Source organism: Actinomadura sp. 3N508, assembly GCF_044326375.1.
Lineage (GTDB): Bacteria > Actinomycetota > Actinomycetes > Streptosporangiales > Streptosporangiaceae > Spirillospora.
Genome location: NZ_JBIRAX010000002.1, coordinates 461,570 through 477,672, shown reverse-complemented (window position 1 = coordinate 477,672; position 16,103 = coordinate 461,570). Strand labels below are relative to the sequence as shown.

Annotated in this window: 13 protein-coding genes; 7 read left to right on the top strand and 6 right to left on the bottom strand. The window is 71.9% G+C overall.

Annotated elements, in window-relative coordinates; all coding sequences use genetic code 11:
* Positions 1-3: 3 nt before the first annotated feature.
* The 6 genes from ACH34S_RS08510 to ACH34S_RS08485 are packed head-to-tail and all read left to right on the top strand — an operon-like array spanning position 4 to position 6,806.
* Positions 4-1,314: a nucleotide sugar dehydrogenase gene (locus ACH34S_RS08510; RefSeq protein ID WP_395951909.1), complete on the top strand. Its 1,311-nt coding sequence runs from the start codon at positions 4-6 to the stop codon at positions 1,312-1,314.
* A gap of 46 nt (positions 1,315-1,360) precedes the next feature.
* Positions 1,361-3,016, top strand: coding sequence for a glycosyltransferase family 4 protein (locus tag ACH34S_RS08505; RefSeq protein WP_395951907.1), 1,656 nt, complete (start codon positions 1,361-1,363; stop codon positions 3,014-3,016).
* Positions 3,017-3,023: 7 nt separating this feature from the next.
* Positions 3,024-4,280 carry a glycosyltransferase gene (locus ACH34S_RS08500; RefSeq protein ID WP_395951906.1) on the top strand — a complete coding sequence of 419 codons (1,257 nt, stop codon included), beginning with the start codon at positions 3,024-3,026 and terminating at the stop codon, positions 4,278-4,280.
* The gene (locus tag ACH34S_RS08495) at positions 4,277-4,816 is read left to right on the top strand and encodes a hypothetical protein (RefSeq protein ID WP_395951905.1); all 540 of its coding nucleotides are present in this window, start codon (positions 4,277-4,279) and stop codon (positions 4,814-4,816) included. The genes ACH34S_RS08500 and ACH34S_RS08495 overlap by 4 nt, the downstream gene beginning before the upstream one ends.
* A gap of 5 nt (positions 4,817-4,821) precedes the next feature.
* Complete coding sequence (locus ACH34S_RS08490) at positions 4,822-6,231, top strand: glycosyltransferase (protein ID WP_395951904.1); 1,410 nt, start codon at positions 4,822-4,824, stop codon at positions 6,229-6,231.
* A complete protein-coding gene (locus ACH34S_RS08485) occupies positions 6,228-6,806 on the top strand; it encodes a hypothetical protein (protein WP_395951902.1) in 579 nt (192 codons plus the stop codon). Before ACH34S_RS08490 ends, ACH34S_RS08485 begins: the two co-directional genes overlap by 4 nt.
* Positions 6,807-6,843: 37 nt before the next feature.
* On the opposite strand, the gene wecB is transcribed toward ACH34S_RS08485, so the two are convergent.
* From wecB to ACH34S_RS08455, 6 genes are all read right to left on the bottom strand, one after another.
* Positions 6,844-7,947: a non-hydrolyzing UDP-N-acetylglucosamine 2-epimerase gene (wecB, locus tag ACH34S_RS08480; RefSeq protein ID WP_395951901.1), complete on the bottom strand. Its 1,104-nt coding sequence runs from the start codon at positions 7,945-7,947 to the stop codon at positions 6,844-6,846.
* On the bottom strand, positions 7,944-8,561 hold the full coding sequence (locus ACH34S_RS08475) for a DapH/DapD/GlmU-related protein (RefSeq protein ID WP_395951899.1): 618 nt from the start codon (positions 8,559-8,561) through the stop codon (positions 7,944-7,946). The genes wecB and ACH34S_RS08475 overlap by 4 nt, the downstream gene beginning before the upstream one ends.
* 54 nt (positions 8,562-8,615) lie before the next feature.
* Complete coding sequence (locus ACH34S_RS08470; RefSeq protein WP_395951898.1) at positions 8,616-10,577, bottom strand: glycosyltransferase family 2 protein; 1,962 nt, start codon at positions 10,575-10,577, stop codon at positions 8,616-8,618.
* Between the two features lie 39 nt (positions 10,578-10,616).
* A complete protein-coding gene (locus tag ACH34S_RS08465; RefSeq protein ID WP_395951896.1) occupies positions 10,617-12,359 on the bottom strand; it encodes a CDP-glycerol glycerophosphotransferase family protein in 1,743 nt (580 codons plus the stop codon).
* A 221-nt stretch (positions 12,360-12,580) separates the two neighbouring features.
* Complete coding sequence (locus ACH34S_RS08460; protein WP_395951895.1) at positions 12,581-13,999, bottom strand: SDR family NAD(P)-dependent oxidoreductase; 1,419 nt, start codon at positions 13,997-13,999, stop codon at positions 12,581-12,583.
* A gap of 247 nt (positions 14,000-14,246) precedes the next feature.
* Complete coding sequence (locus ACH34S_RS08455; RefSeq protein WP_395951894.1) at positions 14,247-15,386, bottom strand: acyltransferase family protein; 1,140 nt, start codon at positions 15,384-15,386, stop codon at positions 14,247-14,249.
* A gap of 244 nt (positions 15,387-15,630) precedes the next feature.
* On the opposite strand from ACH34S_RS08455, the gene ACH34S_RS08450 reads away from it, so the two are divergent.
* Entirely contained in the window at positions 15,631-16,053 is a 423-nt protein-coding gene (locus ACH34S_RS08450; protein WP_395951893.1) for a PGPGW domain-containing protein, read from the top strand.
* Positions 16,054-16,103 lie beyond the last annotated feature (50 nt).

Sequence of the window (16,103 nt, the reverse complement as noted above, 5' to 3'; positions counted from 1 at the left end):
CACATGCGGATCTGCGTGGTCGCGCTCGGCAAGATCGGTCTCCCGCTCGCGGTGCAGTTCGCCCGCAAGGGCCACCGGGTGGCCGGCGCCGACGTGAACGAACGCGTCGTCGCCGACGTCAACGCCGGTCGCGAGCCGTTCCCCGGCGAGGCGGACCTCGGCGTCCACCTCGCCGAGGCGGTGCGGGCCGGGCTGCTGACGGCGACGACCGACACGGCGGCGGCGGTCGCCGAGTCCGACGCGGTCGTCGTGGTGGTCCCGCTGTTCGTGGACGAGGCCGGCACGCCCGACTTCGGCTGGATGGACGCGGCGACCCGGTCGATCGCGGCGGGCCTGCGTCCGGGGACGCTGGTCAGCTACGAGACGACGCTGCCGGTCGGCACCACCCGGGACCGCTGGGCGCCGATGCTGGCGGAGGGGTCCGGCCTGACCGCCGGGAGCGACTTCCACCTGGTGTTCAGCCCGGAGCGCGTCCTGACCGGCCGCGTGTTCGCCGACCTGCGCCGCTACCCGAAGCTCGTCGGCGGCATCGACGAGGCGTCCGCGCGGCACGGCGTGGAGTTCTACGAGCAGGTCCTCGACTTCGACGACCGGCCCGACCTCGACCGCCCGAACGGCGTGTGGGACCTCGGCTCGGCGGAGGCCGCCGAGCTGGCCAAGCTCGCCGAGACCACCTACCGCGACGTGAACATCGGCCTCGCCAACCAGTTCGCCCGCTACGCCGACACCGTCGGGGTGGACGTCACCAAGGTGATCGACGCCTGCAACACCCAGCCCTACAGCCACATCCACCGGCCGGGCATCGCGGTCGGCGGCCACTGCATCCCCGTGTATCCGCGGATGTACCTGTGGAACGACCCGGAGGCGACCGTCGTCCGCGCCGCCCGCGACGCGAACATGGCGATGCCCGAATACGCCGTCGGCCTCCTCGCGGACGCGTACGGCGACCTCACCGGCGCCGGAGTCCTGGTGCTGGGCGCCGCCTACCGGGGCGGCGTGAAGGAGACGGCGTTCTCCGGCGTCTTCCCGACCGTCGAGGCGCTGCGGAAGCGCGGTGCCGTCCCGTACGTGTCCGACCCGATGTACACGGCCGAGGAGCTGGAGGCTCTCGGCCTGCCGCCGCACCGGGGCGAAGCGGTGACCGCCGCGATCGTCCAGGCCGACCACGCCGAATACCGCGACCTGGGCGCGGACGACCTGCCCGGCGTCAAGGCCCTGGTCGACGGCCGCCGCGTCACCGACCCGTCCCGCTGGACGGGCGTCCACCGCGCCGTCATCGGCGCCCCCGGCCAGAGCTCCCGCACGAACCGGTGACCGCACCCCCGCCCGCCGCCGCACCTCGGATCATCGATCTCGCCGGATGACCGGACGCCGGGTGTCCGGGCCGACCGAAACGGAGAAGGAATTGCAGAAAGAGGACGAGGCCGGACGCACGGGCTCGCGTGGCCGGATTGTCATGCTCGTCGACAACATGGTCGAGCGGGACTCGCGGGTGCAGAAGCAGGCGATGTACGCCGCGGCGGCGGGGTGGGAGGTGCACCTCATCGGCTTCCACCGGGGCAAGAAGAAGAAGCGCTGGACGCTCGGCGAGGCCAACGTGATGCTCGTGCCGCTGGGCGAGGTCCTGAACAAGCCGAAGTACCGCCCGCTGCGCTCCATGGTCCGCCGTCCGCTCGCCTACGGGCACCCGGACATCGCGGTGTACCGGCGTCGGCTCGTCCAGTCCCGCCGCGCCGAGCTCTCCGCGAGCCGGCTGGAGCCGAGGGCGGCCGGGCAGGTGCGCAAGACCTGGCTGCTCGGACGGCGCGTCGCGGCGAAGGTCCAGCAGAAGTGGGTCGGGCTGCGGGCCCGGCAGACGGACTCGCTCACCGCCGCCCGTAACAGCCAGCAGTCGCCGCTGGAACGGTTCATGGTCGCGGTCTGGCTCAAGCTTCTCGGCGACCGGGCCTGGCGCGTCCTCGACCGCGGCATGTGGGACTGGGAGGCCGCGTACGGGAAGGTCATCGACGAGCTCGAGCCGGACATCATCCACGGCAACGACTTCCGAATGCTCGCCATCGGCGCGCGCGCCACGCTGCGGGCGCGTGCGCGGGGGCGGCAGGTGAAGTTCGTATGGGACGCCCACGAGTACCTTCCGGGCGTCCGCTGGAACAACCCGCCGCGCTGGCATCCCGCCATGATCGCGATGGAGCGCGAGTACGCCCCCGTGGCGGACGCCATCGTGACGGTCTCGGAGCCCCTCGCGGAGTGGCTCGTCGAGGAGCACGGACTCAAGCGCAAGCCCGCCGTGGTGCTCAACGCCCCGGTCACCGACGTCGAGGTGAGCGCCGACCAGCCGGTGCCCGACATGCGGGAGATGTGCGGCATCGACGCCGACACCCCCCTCGCCGTCTACAGCGGCGGCGCCACCAAGCAGCGCGGCCTGGACATCATCATCGAGACGCTGCCGCGGCTGCCCGGGCTGCACGTCGCCCTGATCGTCCCCTCGTCGCGGGCCGACTATGTGAAGGCCCTGATGAACCGGGCCGAGGAACTCGACGTCCGGGACCGGGTGACCCTGCTCCCGTTCGTTCCGTTCGACCAGGTCGTCCCGTTCCTGTCGGCGGCGGACTTCGGCATCCACCCGCTCCACCACCTGCCGAACCACGAGATCGCGCTGGCCACGAAGTTCTTCGAGTACGCGCACGCCCGGCTGCCGATCGTCGTCAGCGACGTCAAGGCGATGAGCGATGTCGTCAAGGAGACCGGGCACGGCGAGGTGTTCAAGGCCGAGGACGAGGACGACTTCGTGCGGGCCGTCACCGCGGTGATGCAGAACCTGAAGCGGTACCGCGACGTGTACGACGAGCGGCCCGACCTGCTCCACCAGTGGACGTGGCCCGCGCAGGCCGAGATCCTGGACGGCGTCTACACGGAATTGCTGCCGTCCTCCGCGAGGCCGTCCGCAGCGAAGACGTCCTCCGAGAAGACGTCCTCCCAGAAGACGTCCTCCCAGAAGACGTCCGATCACGAGTGACCAGCCGATGAAGAACACAGCCCACGGCAGGGACGTCGCCGTCGTCACGCCCTGGTACCCGACTCCGGAGCACAAGGCCCGGGGCGCGTTCGTGGAGGGGATGGTCAAGGCGACGGCGCCGGGCTGCGGCGATGTCACCGTGTATCACACCTATGCCTGGATCGTGGATCCGGATGCGGAGGACGCGGCCACGGTGGCCGACGCTCATCGGAGCCTGCTGCCGAGCGCGCTGCGTCCCGAGCCGACGGTCGCGGGTGCGCGGCTGGTGCGCGTCCCGGCGCTGACCGGGCGGCGGGTGGCCGGGCAGCGGTCGTTCGCGGACCTCGCCCGCGGCCATGCCCTGTGGCTCCGCGAGGCGCTGGGCGGCGAACCGATTCCCGCGCCGGTCGTGCACGCGCACGTGGGGCTCCGCGGCGGCTGGACCGCGGTGGAGAACGCCAGGCCGGACGCGCGCGTGTTCGTCACCGAGCACGCGTCCTTCCTCGCGCAGGTCCTCGACGAGCCCGACTCGCGGGAGATGTACGGGGAGGTGCTGGAGCGCTGTACCGGTTTCCTCGTGGTCTCGGAGGCGCTTCGGGAGCAGCTGGCGGACGCCTTCCCGGCGCACGCTCACAAGATCGACATGATCTCGAACCCGATCTTCTTCGACATGCCCAGGCCCCGCCCGGTCACCGAGCTGCGCCGCTGGCTCTTCGTGGGCGGACTCATCGAGCACAAGGGCGTCGGCCTGCTGCTGGAGGCGTTCGCCAAATGCCATGCCGAGGACCGGGACCTGACCTTGACGATGGTGGGGGACGGGCGGCTCGCGAAGGAGCTGGCCGCCCGCGCCGTCGAGCTCGGGGTCGAGGACGCCGTGACCCTCACCGGCGCCCTCCAGCCCGACGAGGCGCTGCGCCGGATGCGAGAGCATGACGTGCTCGTCCACCCGTCCCGCGGGGAGACCTTCGGGGTCGCGATCGTCGAGGCGGTGGCCGCGGGCCTGCCCGTGCTGGTGACCCGCTGCGGCGGTCCGCAGGTCACCCTCGCCGGAGTGGAGGACGCCGCCGGTGAGATGATCGACGTGGACGACGATCCCGAGACGATCGTGGCCGGGTACCGGCGGCTGCGCGAGCGGTTCCCGGACGGTCTCGACCTGCCGGAGGCCCGCCGGGTCCTGGACGAGCGCTACGGCCACCGCACGGTGGCCGACGAGCATTACCGGCACTGGTTCCCTGAAGGCGCCGCCGCCGACCCCGCCGGCGACGAGAGGACGGACGCGCCGTGAACGTTCTCTTCCTCGCGCTCGGCGGCTCCCGGCGTCCCGCGGTCATCTCCGAGGCCGAACACGTGATCGCGCACGGCGACAAGGTGACCGTGCTCGTGGGCACGGCCGCCAAATGGCGCAAGGGGCCGCTCCCGGAAGGAGCCGACCTGGTCGAGCTCTCGCGGCTCGAACGCGACTCCCGGCCCGCCGTCGTGCGGCTGCTGCTGACCCGCGTCCCGCTGTTCCTGCTGCGCGTGTGCCTGCCCGGCCCGTTGCGCGGGATGAGCAAGCGGTTGCGGTCGGCCTACGTCCGCCGCATCGAGCGCCCTGTCGACCGCCGGTTGGCCCGCCTCTACCGGCGCGATCCGGTCCGTGCCCGGGAGCGTGTCATCGACCGCGATCTGCTGAGGAGCCGGTCGATCGACCTCGTCATCGTCGGTGACCCCGAATCGATGGTCATCGCCTCCGAACTGCGCGAGGTGATCGTGCGCTCGGGGGCGCGGCTCGCCTACACCGGCACTCAAGAACGGCCGCTGTCCGGTCACGTCGGAGGATGAGACAGATGTCCAACCGCCGCCCACGGCTGCTGTACCTCGCCTTCTACTTTCCGCCGTCACGGGCCAGCGGCGTGTACCGTCCCCGGGCGACGGCCAATCTCCTGGTCGAGCGGGGCTGGGACGTCACGGTCTTCGCCGCGCCGATGCCCTTCCTGCGGGACGCCATCGGCTCGTTCGACGAGCGGCTGCTGGATTCGGTGGATCCGCGGGTCGACGTCGTGCGGCCCGACCTGGACCTGTTCGTGTGGCAGCACAACCTCCGCGACTACGGCGGGTTCCGGGGGACGTTCCCGCATTTCGCCCGCTCGCTGTACGGCTGGAAACAGAAGCACGTCTTCCCGGAGAACTACGCGTCGTGGGCTTGGGCGAGCGTCCGCAAGGCGCTGCGCATGCACAGCCGGAAAAGGTTCGACGTCGTGCTGGCGACGGGGAATCCGTTCGCCTCGTTCGCGGCGGCCTGGCTTTTCAACCGGCTGACCCGGACCCCCTATATTCTCGACAACCGCGACGCCTGGACCCTCGACCTCTTCAACGAGGAGCCCGCGTTCGAGAAGGGCCACCCGGCCTTTTCCTGGGAACGGCGGGTGCTGAAGCGGGCGTCCAATGTCGTCTTCGTGAACGAGGCACTGCGGTCCTGGCACGCCGAGCGCTATCCCCGGGTGGCGGACCGGATGATGGTCGTCCCGAACGGCTGGGATTCCGACACGCTCGACGCCACGGTCGAACCGCCCGCGAAGATCCGCAACGGGCGGGACGAGCGCCGCCCCCGCTTCTCCTACGTCGGGACGCTGACCGGCAAGCAGCCCATCGAGGCGATGATCGACGGGTTCGGCCGCGCCCGTGAGCATCCGGACCTGGCCGGAGCGGGCCTCGACCTGCACGGGTATCTGGGGTTCTTCAAGGGGGCCGACGGCACCCTCCGCAAGCGGCTCGCGTCCCCGTCCGACGACGAGGACGGCGCCGGGGAGAAAGAGCAGGGCGAGCGGGACCTGGCGCCCGGGGTGCACTACTGCGGGCCGGTGTCCAAAACCGAGCTGCACGAGGTGTACCGGAACTCCGACGTCCTGGTGTTCCTCGCGGGCGGTGCGCGCTACGTCACCTCGGGGAAGATCTTCGAGTACATGGCGGCGGGGCGTCCGATCGTGTCGGTCCACGCGCCCGGTTCGGCGGCCGAGGAGGTCCTGCGGGACTACCCGCTGTGGTTCAACCCGGGCGGGCTCGACCCGGACGCCATCGCCCGGTCGATGGTGGAGGCGGCGAAGGCGGCGGCGGGCCTCGACCAGCGGCAGATCGCCGAGGCGCGCGACTACGCGGCGCGCTACGAACGCACGGTGACGCTGGAGCCGATGGTGCGGCGGCTTTCCGAACTGGCCGCTCGCAGGGGCGCCGGCACCGGAACCGGGGACGCCGGATGACCGAGCGGGGAGGCGACGAGGTGACCGGTGGGCCGCCGCCACGGGTGCTGATCCTGGCCCTGGACGCCAGGAGCCACAAGCGCGACACCAGGAGGGCCGCCGGGCTGGCAGCCCACTTCCTGGACGAGGAGGGCGCGGAGGTCGACGTCGTGTCCGCGGACTCGCCGGGCTGGGGACGGCTGGACGAGCGCGCCCGGCTGCACCTGCTCGACGGCGCCGAGGCCAGGCACCCGCTGCCGTGGCTGGAGCACACGATCGTCAGCAGGGCGCCCCGGGCGATCGTGTGGCCGCTGAGGCGGCTCGGACGTGCTGGCGCGTTCCTCGACCGCGCGCAGACGCGGGCATCCGGGATCGTCCACCGGCGGCTGTTCATGCCTTTCTACAAGCACGTCCGGCCGCTCCTGCTGATGCGGATCGCGCGGCGGTACCTCGACCGCGCCATCGACATGGCCACGGTCACCCGCGTCATCGTGATCGATGACACGTCCGTGCCGTTCGCCTACCGGCTGGCGCGCCGCCACCCGGGCCTCACGGTGACGACGCGGCAGACACGGACCCTCGACCCCGAGGCCTGAGAACCCCCGAGGCCTGAGAACCCCCCGGGGGCCGCTCCTAGCTGCGCGCGCGTTCGGCCAGGACCGCCGCGACGGCCTCCGCCGCGCGCCCGTCCCCGTACGGGGTGCCGCGCGCGACGTCCGGGGCCGGACGGGTGGCGGTCTCCGCCCAGCGGGCGGCGCCGAGCGTGCCGGGGTCGGCGACCAGCACGTTCCACCCGCCGGCGAGCGTCTCCGGCCACTCCGTCTCGGTCCGCAGCGTCGTGCACGGGCGTTCGAGCAGGAACGCCTCCTTCTGGAGGCCCCCCGAGTCGGTGATCACGCCCTGCGAGCCGAGCACCGCCGCGACCATGGCCGCGTAGGGCAGCGGGCGGCCGACGCGCACCGCGCCGCGCCCCAGCTTGATCCCGTGCGTCTCGGCGCGGGCGAGCAGGCGGGGATGGGCGAGCAGCGCGAGCTGGACGGGCAGGTCGGCGAGCGCGTCGGCGAGCGCGCCGAGCCGGGCCGCGTCGTCGGTGTTCTCCGCCCGGTGCAGGGTGGCGACCAGGTAGGGCCGCTCGGGGTCGATCCCGTCCGGCAGGCCCTCGGGAAGCCCGCCGCCGGCCTGGGCGAGGACGGTGTCCCGGATGCGGAGGCACACGTCCACCATCACGTCGCCCGTGCACACGCTCCGCTCCGCGAGCCCCTCGGCGGCGAGGTGGCGCATCGCCTCCTCCGTCGGGGCGAGCAGCAGGTCGGCGGCGTGGTCGGTGAGGACGCGGTTGTGCTCCTCCGGCATGCGGCGGTTGAACGAGCGCAGCCCCGCCTCCAGGTGCGCGACCGGAAGGTGCAGCTTCACCGCGGACACCGCGCCAGCGAGCGTCGAGTTCGTGTCGCCGTAGACGAGGACCCAGTCGGGGCGCTCGCGCTCCAGGATCGGGTCGAGGGCCGCCATGACGGCGCCGGTCTGGACGCCGTGGCTGCCGGACCCGACACCGAGGTGCACGTCCGGGTCGGGGATGCCGAGGCCGGAGAAGAACACGTCCGACAGGTCGGCGTCATAGTGCTGGCCCGTGTGCACGATGACGTGCCGGCTTCCCGCCGCGGCGAGCGCGGACGCGATCGGGGCGAGCTTGACCAGTTGCGGGCGTGCGCCGACGACGCTGAGGACCTTGAGGCTCATGCTTCCTTTTCCATGAGAACGGTGGTGCCGGAGTCGTCCCCGGCGGGTGTCTCGACATACCGGGCGCCGGTCCGCGGGCATTCCCACGTGCCGTCCGGGAGTTCGGTGAGGCGGGCGCCCGCGCGGCCGACCCAGCCGATGCGGCGGGCCGGGACACCGGCGACGAGGGCGAAGTCGGGGACGTCGCGGGTCACGACGGCGCCCGCGGCGACCATCGCCCACCGCCCGATCCGCACCGGCGCGACGCACACGCTGCGGGCGCCCAGGGACGCGCCCTCCGCGACGTGCACGCCGACCGCCTCCCAGTCGCCGCCGCGCTTCAGCCTGCCGTCCGGGTCGACGGAGCGGGGCTCGCGGTCGTTGGTGAGGACGACGGCGGGGCCGACGAACACGCCGTCCTCCAGCACGGCGGGCTCGTAGACGAGCGCGTGGTTCTGCAGCTTGACGTTGTCGCCGATCCGCACGCCCGACCCCACGTACGCGCCGCGGCCGACGATGCAGCCGGTGCCGAGCCGGGCGTCCTCGCGCACCTGGGCGAGGTCCCAGACGGTGGTCCCGTCGCCGATCTCGGCGGACGGGTCCACCTGCGCGCTCGGGAGGATGCGGTGCGTCATTCGGTGCCTTTCTGGCGGGTCTGCGGCGGTGAAGTCGTCAAAGCGCTGCCGCCATTATCGCGGCTTGCGGGACAGCCTCTTCCGGAGACCCGCCGCCCGCTGCCGCACCGGGTCGGTGACGGAGGCCGCCAGCCATTTCTCGTCGAGCCGGACGTGCAGGCGCCGCGGCGGCACCCACGACACGCTCACCGGCCCCAGGGCGCCGGAGCCTTCCTGGAGCCGCGTCCGGACGGGGTCGCCGATGCCGTCGATCTCGAAGAACGCCTTCCAGCGTCCGCGGCGGGCCCGCCCTAGGGGCAGGTCGGCTTGCAGGTGGGACGGCCCATCGGGCTCTAGGACGGCGCGTATCGCCGCGTTCTCGTCGCGGGCGTGCCGGAGCACGACGCTCATCGCCGGCGCCGGGCCGGGCCCGAGCACGGGCGGCGCGTCGATCCGTACCCGCAGCCGGTTCCCGCCGGCCAGGCTCGCCTCGGCGTCGGAAAGGTCTCCGGGGACGGGCCCGCCGCCCAGCTCCAGGCCAAGGTCTCCCCGGCCGCGTACCGGCAGGAGGCGGACGAGCCGCGCGCCCTCCGCCGGACGTGTGTCGATCACGGCCGGGACGTGCATGCCGCCCGGCTTCTGGACGGTGATGGTCTGCTGGTGCCCGGCGATGTCCACTTCGACGGCTATCGTCCAGCGGCCGTCCGGCCAGCCTTCGGACACGGGGCGGAGCTCGGCCGTGTAGGAGGTGGCCATTCCCTGGTCGGTGCGCTCGGCGGTGCCGATCTCGCACGCGACGCGCCGGGGGCCGCCGTCGCCGTCCACGATCAGGTGCAGGTCGGGGGTGCCCTCGTCGGTGTCACGCACCACGACGGTGCCGCTGAGCTGGAGGACGTCGTCCGTCCAGGACGGGGGAGAGAGGCGATGCTGGATCGTCGGCGCCGTCTCGATCTCGTAGCAGTCGTCGGGGATGCCGGCGGACGCGTCGCGGAAGTACGGGTACTTCAGGAAGGACCGGCCGTCCTCCAGGTGGAGGCGGGGGCGCCCGGTCTCGTTCTGGAAGCGCAGGACGGTGTCGAGTTCCTCGGTGAGGTCGTTGAGCACGCAGTGGGCGACCACGCGCTGGGCGGGGACGAGCTTCTTCCGCAGCCCGGGGGTCAGCCACTTCTCCAGCAGGTCGCGGGACGCGCAGTAGGTGACCTTGCGCTCGTCCTCGGAGGCGTCCGGGTACTTGCGCCGCAGCCGCGCGAACACCTCCTGGTCGAGGTAGCGCCGGTGGAGCTGGTCGCGGATGTCGCCCGGTTCGGCGAACGCCGCGGCCTCCTCCATCGCGGTCGTGACGATCGCGTAGACGTCGGCGGCGCGGGTGCCGCCGAGCTGGGTGATGCTGCTGCCGTCCGCGCGCGCGGCCCAGTAGTAGCAGTCGTAGTCCGCGAGGATGGACACGCCCCGGGCGCGCAGGTAGGCACCGGCGGTGAACCTCTGGTCCTCGTGGGTCGGGATGCCCTCGGCGAAGCGGAGCCCGGCGTCCTCGATCAGCGAGCGGCGGAACAGCTGCAGGGCCGCCATCGACATGCGCCAGAAGAGGTCGGAGCCGGGTTCGAGGACGTGGGTGCGCTCGACCGTCGCGCCGAACACCTGGGGCATCTTGCGGCCGCCGGTGCCGACCTGCTTGCCGAGGACGATGTCGGTGCCGTTGCGCTCCGCCATCGCCGTCATCCGCTCCAGCGCCTCGGGACCGAGCGCGTCGTCGGCGTCGAGGAAGAAGACGAACTCGCCGGTCGCCACGTCCAGGGCCCGGTTGCGGGGCGCGCCCGCGCCGCCCGAGTTCGCCTGGTGGAGCACCGTCAGCTGCTCGTGGGCCTGGGCCAGCTCGTCCAGCAGCTCGGCACTGCCGTCGGTCGAGCCGTCGTCGACGGCGATCACCTCGACCTGCTCGGGGGGCAGGGTCTGGGCGAACGCGGACTCCAGCGCCCGGACCACGGTGTCCCGGCAGTTGTAGACCGGCGTGATCACGCTGACCAGCGGTTGCTTCATGGTGCCTCGGCAGGGTGTGGAGGAATACCGAGCGACACTTTATGCGTGGTCGGGCACCCGCGATGCCGGAAATGCGTACATCGTGGACCGGGGGCCCGCCTCGGCCAGCGTGTCGACGGCGGCGGCGAACCGTGTCATCGCGTCCGGCTCCGCGGGGCCCAGCAGGTAGTCGCGGAGCCTGGTGCGCTCCTCGGCGAGCGGGTCCCGCCCGGGTGTCGTCGTGACCGCCAGGATATCCGCCAGCTCGGCGCAGCCTGGGCCGAGCAGGTACGCGGCGGACGCGGACGGGAAGTCGGCGCGGAACTCCGCGTCGTTGGCGGCGTGCGGGTTGGTGACCACGTACGGCTTCAGGCTCGGCATGTAGTCGGAGATCACGCTGGAGATGTCGGTGATGAGCATGTCCGACTGGTTGAAGCACTCGTGCAGCGACGCCTCGGCGCCGGTCACCACCCGGTGCCCGCCCCGGCCCGTCCGGTTCGCCTGCTCGATCATGGCGATGATCCGCTTGTGCGCCGCGGCGGCTATCGCCATCCGGGTGCCGGTGTACGGGTGCGGGCGGTAGATGACGCGCAGGCCCTTGGCCTCGTCCAGCAGCGCGGCGACGATCTTCTCGCCCATCGTGAGGAGCGAGCAGTAGCTGTGCTCGCTGTCCCAGCCCTCCCACGTCGGCGCGTACAGGACGGTCGGCACCTCGTTGCCGGTGGGCCCCTCGGCGACGCCCGCGAGCTGCGGCCGCCCGACCTCGACGATGGCCTCGTCGCGGACGCCCGCGTCGGAGTTGCGGTAGCGGTCGCGCCCGGCGGGGCCCGCGACCCACACCTGGTCGAAGACCTTGCTGACCGGGTTGGAGCTGGAGTCCTTGTCGCTGTCGCCGTGGCCGACGAACACGTGCTTGATGGCCGGCTCGCGCAGCAGGTGGAGGTTCTTGCCGGTGTTGCCGGTGTAGAGCGCGACGCGGACGGTCGACCAGTCGAAGTTCATGACGTCCTCGGCCCGCGAGACGCACACGACCGGCAGCCGCGTCGGCGCCAGCGCGCCCACGACCTCCGGCGTCCGGACGAGGACCATCGCCTTGCGGTCCAGCCGCTCCAGCGTCTCCAGCCACATGTTGGCCTGGTAGGCGTTCACGGCCATGCCGGTGAAGTACAGGACGACCTCGGGCTCGTACTCGCTCACGCGGCGCTGCACGAGTCGTCCGGTGCGCCTGCCGTTGAGCAGGCGGCGCATCTCCTTCAGGTACGGGACCTGCGCGACGCAGGACGCCAGCGTGCCCGCCGCCGCGACCACCAGCCCGGCGATCAGCAGTTCGGGGACGCCCGCCAGCAGGCCGATCGCGCCGAGCAGGAGGGTCGGGACGTCGGCGTAGCCCTCGACCAGGGTCACCAGCCGCACGTGCCAGGCGGGCTCGGCCGCCGGGAACGCGGGCTCGCCGGCGCCGAGGTTGCGGCTGGCGTACGGGATCGTGTTGGCGCGGCGGATGGTGGTCGCGCCGATCAGTATCCCGGCGCGCAGCCAGTCGAGGACGAAGAAGCCGAGGGCGGCGGTCCAGATCGCCGCGTCCCCGACGCCGCCGGCCTGGACGAGCAGCAGCACGAACGCCGCCTGCCGGATCAGCGTGCGCGCCCCGGCGTTCAGCTCGCCCCAGCGCAGCGGGCGGTCGGCGTCCGGGAGCAGCCGGTGGACGACCGGCTCGGCGACGTAGCACGCGATCGCGCCGCCCAGGAACCAGCCGGGCGACCCCGCCACCGCCGCGACGACCATCAGCGCGAGCGTGGCGGGCAAGGACAACACCGTGGAAAACCGCAGAAGCTTCGAGTACCGGGCGAGACGTCGCACGGCACACCTCCGTCTGGTCAGCGCGGCCCTGGGGCGGCGATCGAGGGTCGGGGCACCCGCCCGGTGCCGAGGGGGGCGGCGACGGGTGCGAGGAGAAGGAGAAGAGGCGCGGGTCCGAGGGGCCCGGGTTCGAGGGGCCGGGTTCGGGGTCCGGGGGGCCGGGGCCGTCAGCCGGTGCGGCCGCTGGTGAGCGGGTCCTCGCGGCGGACGTCGATGACCTGGCCGGTGAGGCCGGACAGCAGCACGTTCAGCGACGTCCTGGCCACCTGGTCGGCGCTGAGCAGGGTGTGCGGGGGCTCGTCGCCGAAGGCGCGCGTGCGCATCGGGGTGCTCGTGCGCTCCGGGTTGATGCAGTTGATCCGCACGCCGTCGGCGGACCACTCGTCCGCGAGGGCCTGGGTGAGGTTGACCGTGGCCGCCTTCGCCGACGAGTACAGGCTGTACTCGGCGCGCCCGCGCGTGTATGAGCTGGACGTGTAGAGCAGCAACTGCCCGCCGGTCTTCGCGAGGTAGGGGAACGCGGCGCGGGCGATGTGGATCGGCGCGAGGTAGTTGACGCGCAGCGCCTCCTCGATCGCCTCGGGGTCGATGGTGTCGAGCCGCCCGATCCGGAGCACGCCCGCCGTGTTGACGACGAAGTCGACGCGTCCGGTCGCCGAGTAGGCCTGGGCGAGCGCGGCGGCGACGTCGTCGGGGCGCTCCGCGTGGGTGCGGGTGGCGCCGCGGCTGTAGCCGAACACGCGGGCGCCGAATCCCTGGGCCAGTTCCGCGACGGCGGCGCCGATGCCCTGGCTCGCGCCGAACACGACGACGGTCTTGCCGGTGAGCGCCTCGGCGTACTGCTCCTCGGACAGGTCGGGGGCGTCGGAGGAGGCGAGCTGGAACAGCTTGTCCGCGACGAACATGTCGACCGGCTCGGTGACCTTCATGTTGTGGTCGTCGCCGGGGACGACGTAGATCGGCGTGCCGGGCAGGTAGCGCAGGACGACCGAGCAGTCGTCGGTGGCCTCGAAGGCGTCGTCCTGCCAGGCCCTGTCGTAGGCGGCGCGGATGGTGGCGAGGCGGAAGCCCTGCGGGGTCTGGCCGCGGCGCAGGCTGGCGCGGCGGGGGACGTCGACGATGACGTCCTCGTCCACCTGGATGATCGTGTCGGCGGACGGGATGGCGACGTCGACGGCCAGGTGCTCGCGGAGCGCGCTGACGCAGTCGCGGATGATGCGCTGCGACAGCAGCGGGCGGACCGCGTCGTGGAACAGCACGTTGGTGGTCTCGGCCGGGTGGTCGGCGAGGGCGTCCAGCGCGAGCTGCGTCGTCGCGTTGCGGGACGTCCCGCCGGGCAGGACGGCGGTGACCTTCGTGCAGCCGGCCCTTTTCACGCATTCCGCGGCGTCCTGGAGGAAACCGGGGTTCATCAGAACGAAGATCTCGTCGATGTCGGGCGCCTCCTCGAAGACGCCCAACGTGTGCTCCAGGATCGTCTTTCCGGCGATCTTGAGAAGCTGCTTCGGGGTGCTCAGGCCCATCCGCTGCCCACTGCCACCCGCCAGGATGACGGCAACGGTTCGATGTTCGCCCTGCGGCGCCATGACCAATGCGACCGTCCTTGTTTTCAGTTAGGCGGCCATGGATGGCCGCCGCGATGAAGCCGTTCAGTCACCGGTGGAGATCCATTGGGAGCGACGGGGCTGCGGCGCTGTGCAGGGCGTATGGATGCACGCGGGGAGAACTGACGGTTAACTGTACCTGGTTCGTGGGGGAATGTGACGAATTCAGCGATCTTGCGGTTTGCCGTGATCCCGGTGTGACCAGTCAGAACTGTTGGCGACCGGTCGGTCACTGCTTGCTGAACTTCGCTCCCTGTTTGTTGAACAAAGGCCGTATATCGGGCTCGACGGCCCAGCGCGTCACCCGGCGGACCGGGCTCGTGCCGAGCAGCGTGGCGCCGACGCAGCACACCACCGCGACCAGCAGGACCCCCGGCACGGTGTTCAGCCAGTCGGCCTCGTTCCACCCGGTGAACGTGAACAGCCGGGTGAAGAACCCGTGCAGCAGGTACGTGTAGAGGGTCGCCATGCCCGAGTACCAGGTCCGGCGGGACGGGACGACGGCGAGGAACGCGGCGGCGAGCACCAGGCCGGTGAGCAGCAGCCCCATCCGCATCGCCGTTCCGGTCAGCTCGCCGACGCCCATGTCGGCGTTGGAGTGCGTCCAGCGCACCCACCGCGCGTCCATGTGCGGGTAGGCGAAGTACATGCCGGCGAACGCGGTGGCCAGCGTCACCGCGCCCAGGATGCGGGCGGCGGGCCGCCGGAGGAACTCCAGCATCTCCGGCCGCAGGACGAGCCCCAGCACGAAGAACGGCATCAGGCCGAGGATCCGGTAGAGGTCCAGCGTCCCGCCGAGGTCGCTCATGAACGCCAGCAGGGCGACGACCACGGCCACCGCCACCGGGAACCGCATCCGCCGCCACAGCGGTGTGGATATCCGCCAGACGAACAGCGCCAGCAGGAACCAGGTGATGTAGTACGGGTTCAGCAGCCCGATCTCGAACGGGCGGTCGCCGAACCCCCAGGCGAACAGGCTGTAGGCCGCCTGGAAGATCAGGTAGGGCGCGAGGGTGGAGCGGACGTGCTTGAGCGCGTTCTCGTCGGTGAGCGTGAACCGCTTCGACACGTAGCCGCAGATCACGACGAACACCGGCATGTGGAACAGGTAGAGGAAGTAGTACGCCGCCGAGGCGAGCGGTACCTCGTCCACCCCCGCCATCCCGTGCCCGGTCGCGACGAGCAGGATCGCGATGAACTTGGCGTTGTCGAGATGCGGATCACGAGCCCGGACCGCACCACGGACACCGCCACCGCCCGCCACCTGCGCCTGCGACGGCTCCGCCGACTGGGACGCCTTGGGCGCATGCTCGGACGCGCGGCGCTGCGCCGCGTCGCCCGTGACGGCGGCCTCAGGAGTCTGTGTCATCGGTGGCTCTGATCCTGGAGAGGGGCTCGTGAGCATATCCGACCAAATCGTGCAGAATCCGCAAATCCGCCGGTCATGGCCGTCCTAGGGTGGGGCGGTGCCGACACGACGCGCACGCCTCCGCCGCTACCGACCGCGAACCCGGCTGAAGATCTACGCTGGGGAACCATCGCCGCGCGGAGCACGTCGTTTTGGTTGGTGGTTGGGCGGGGGCCTGGCGGACGGTGGAGCGAGGGGGACCCAGATGGGGTACAGCAGGCATGCCAAGCGCGTGGTGGTGCTCGTCGTGGGCGGTGTCGTGCTGCTCACCGGCGTGGCGCTGCTGGTGCTGCCGGGGCCGGGCCTGCTGCTCGTGCTCGCCGGTCTGCTCATCCTCGCCCGCGAGTTCCCGGCCGTGGAGCGCTTCGTCGAACCCGTCCAGAACCGGGCCATCCAGGCGGCGGAGGAGAGCGTCACGTCGTGGTGGCGCCTCACGGGCGCGATCCTGACCGGGCTGGCCCTGTTCGCCGCCGGCATCGTCTGGGGGACGGTGCCGGAGCTGCCGCTCTCCGGGTGGAGCACGGGATCGGGCCTCATCCTGTCCGGCTTCATCCTTTTCGGGTTGCTGTACTGGAGCTACCGGCGCGTCCGCGCGGCGCGGGCCGCGGGGGCCGAGCCGCAGCACTGACCGCTTACGGCCAGTCGCGATCGTGACATCATCGCCCGTGGGCGTTTTTG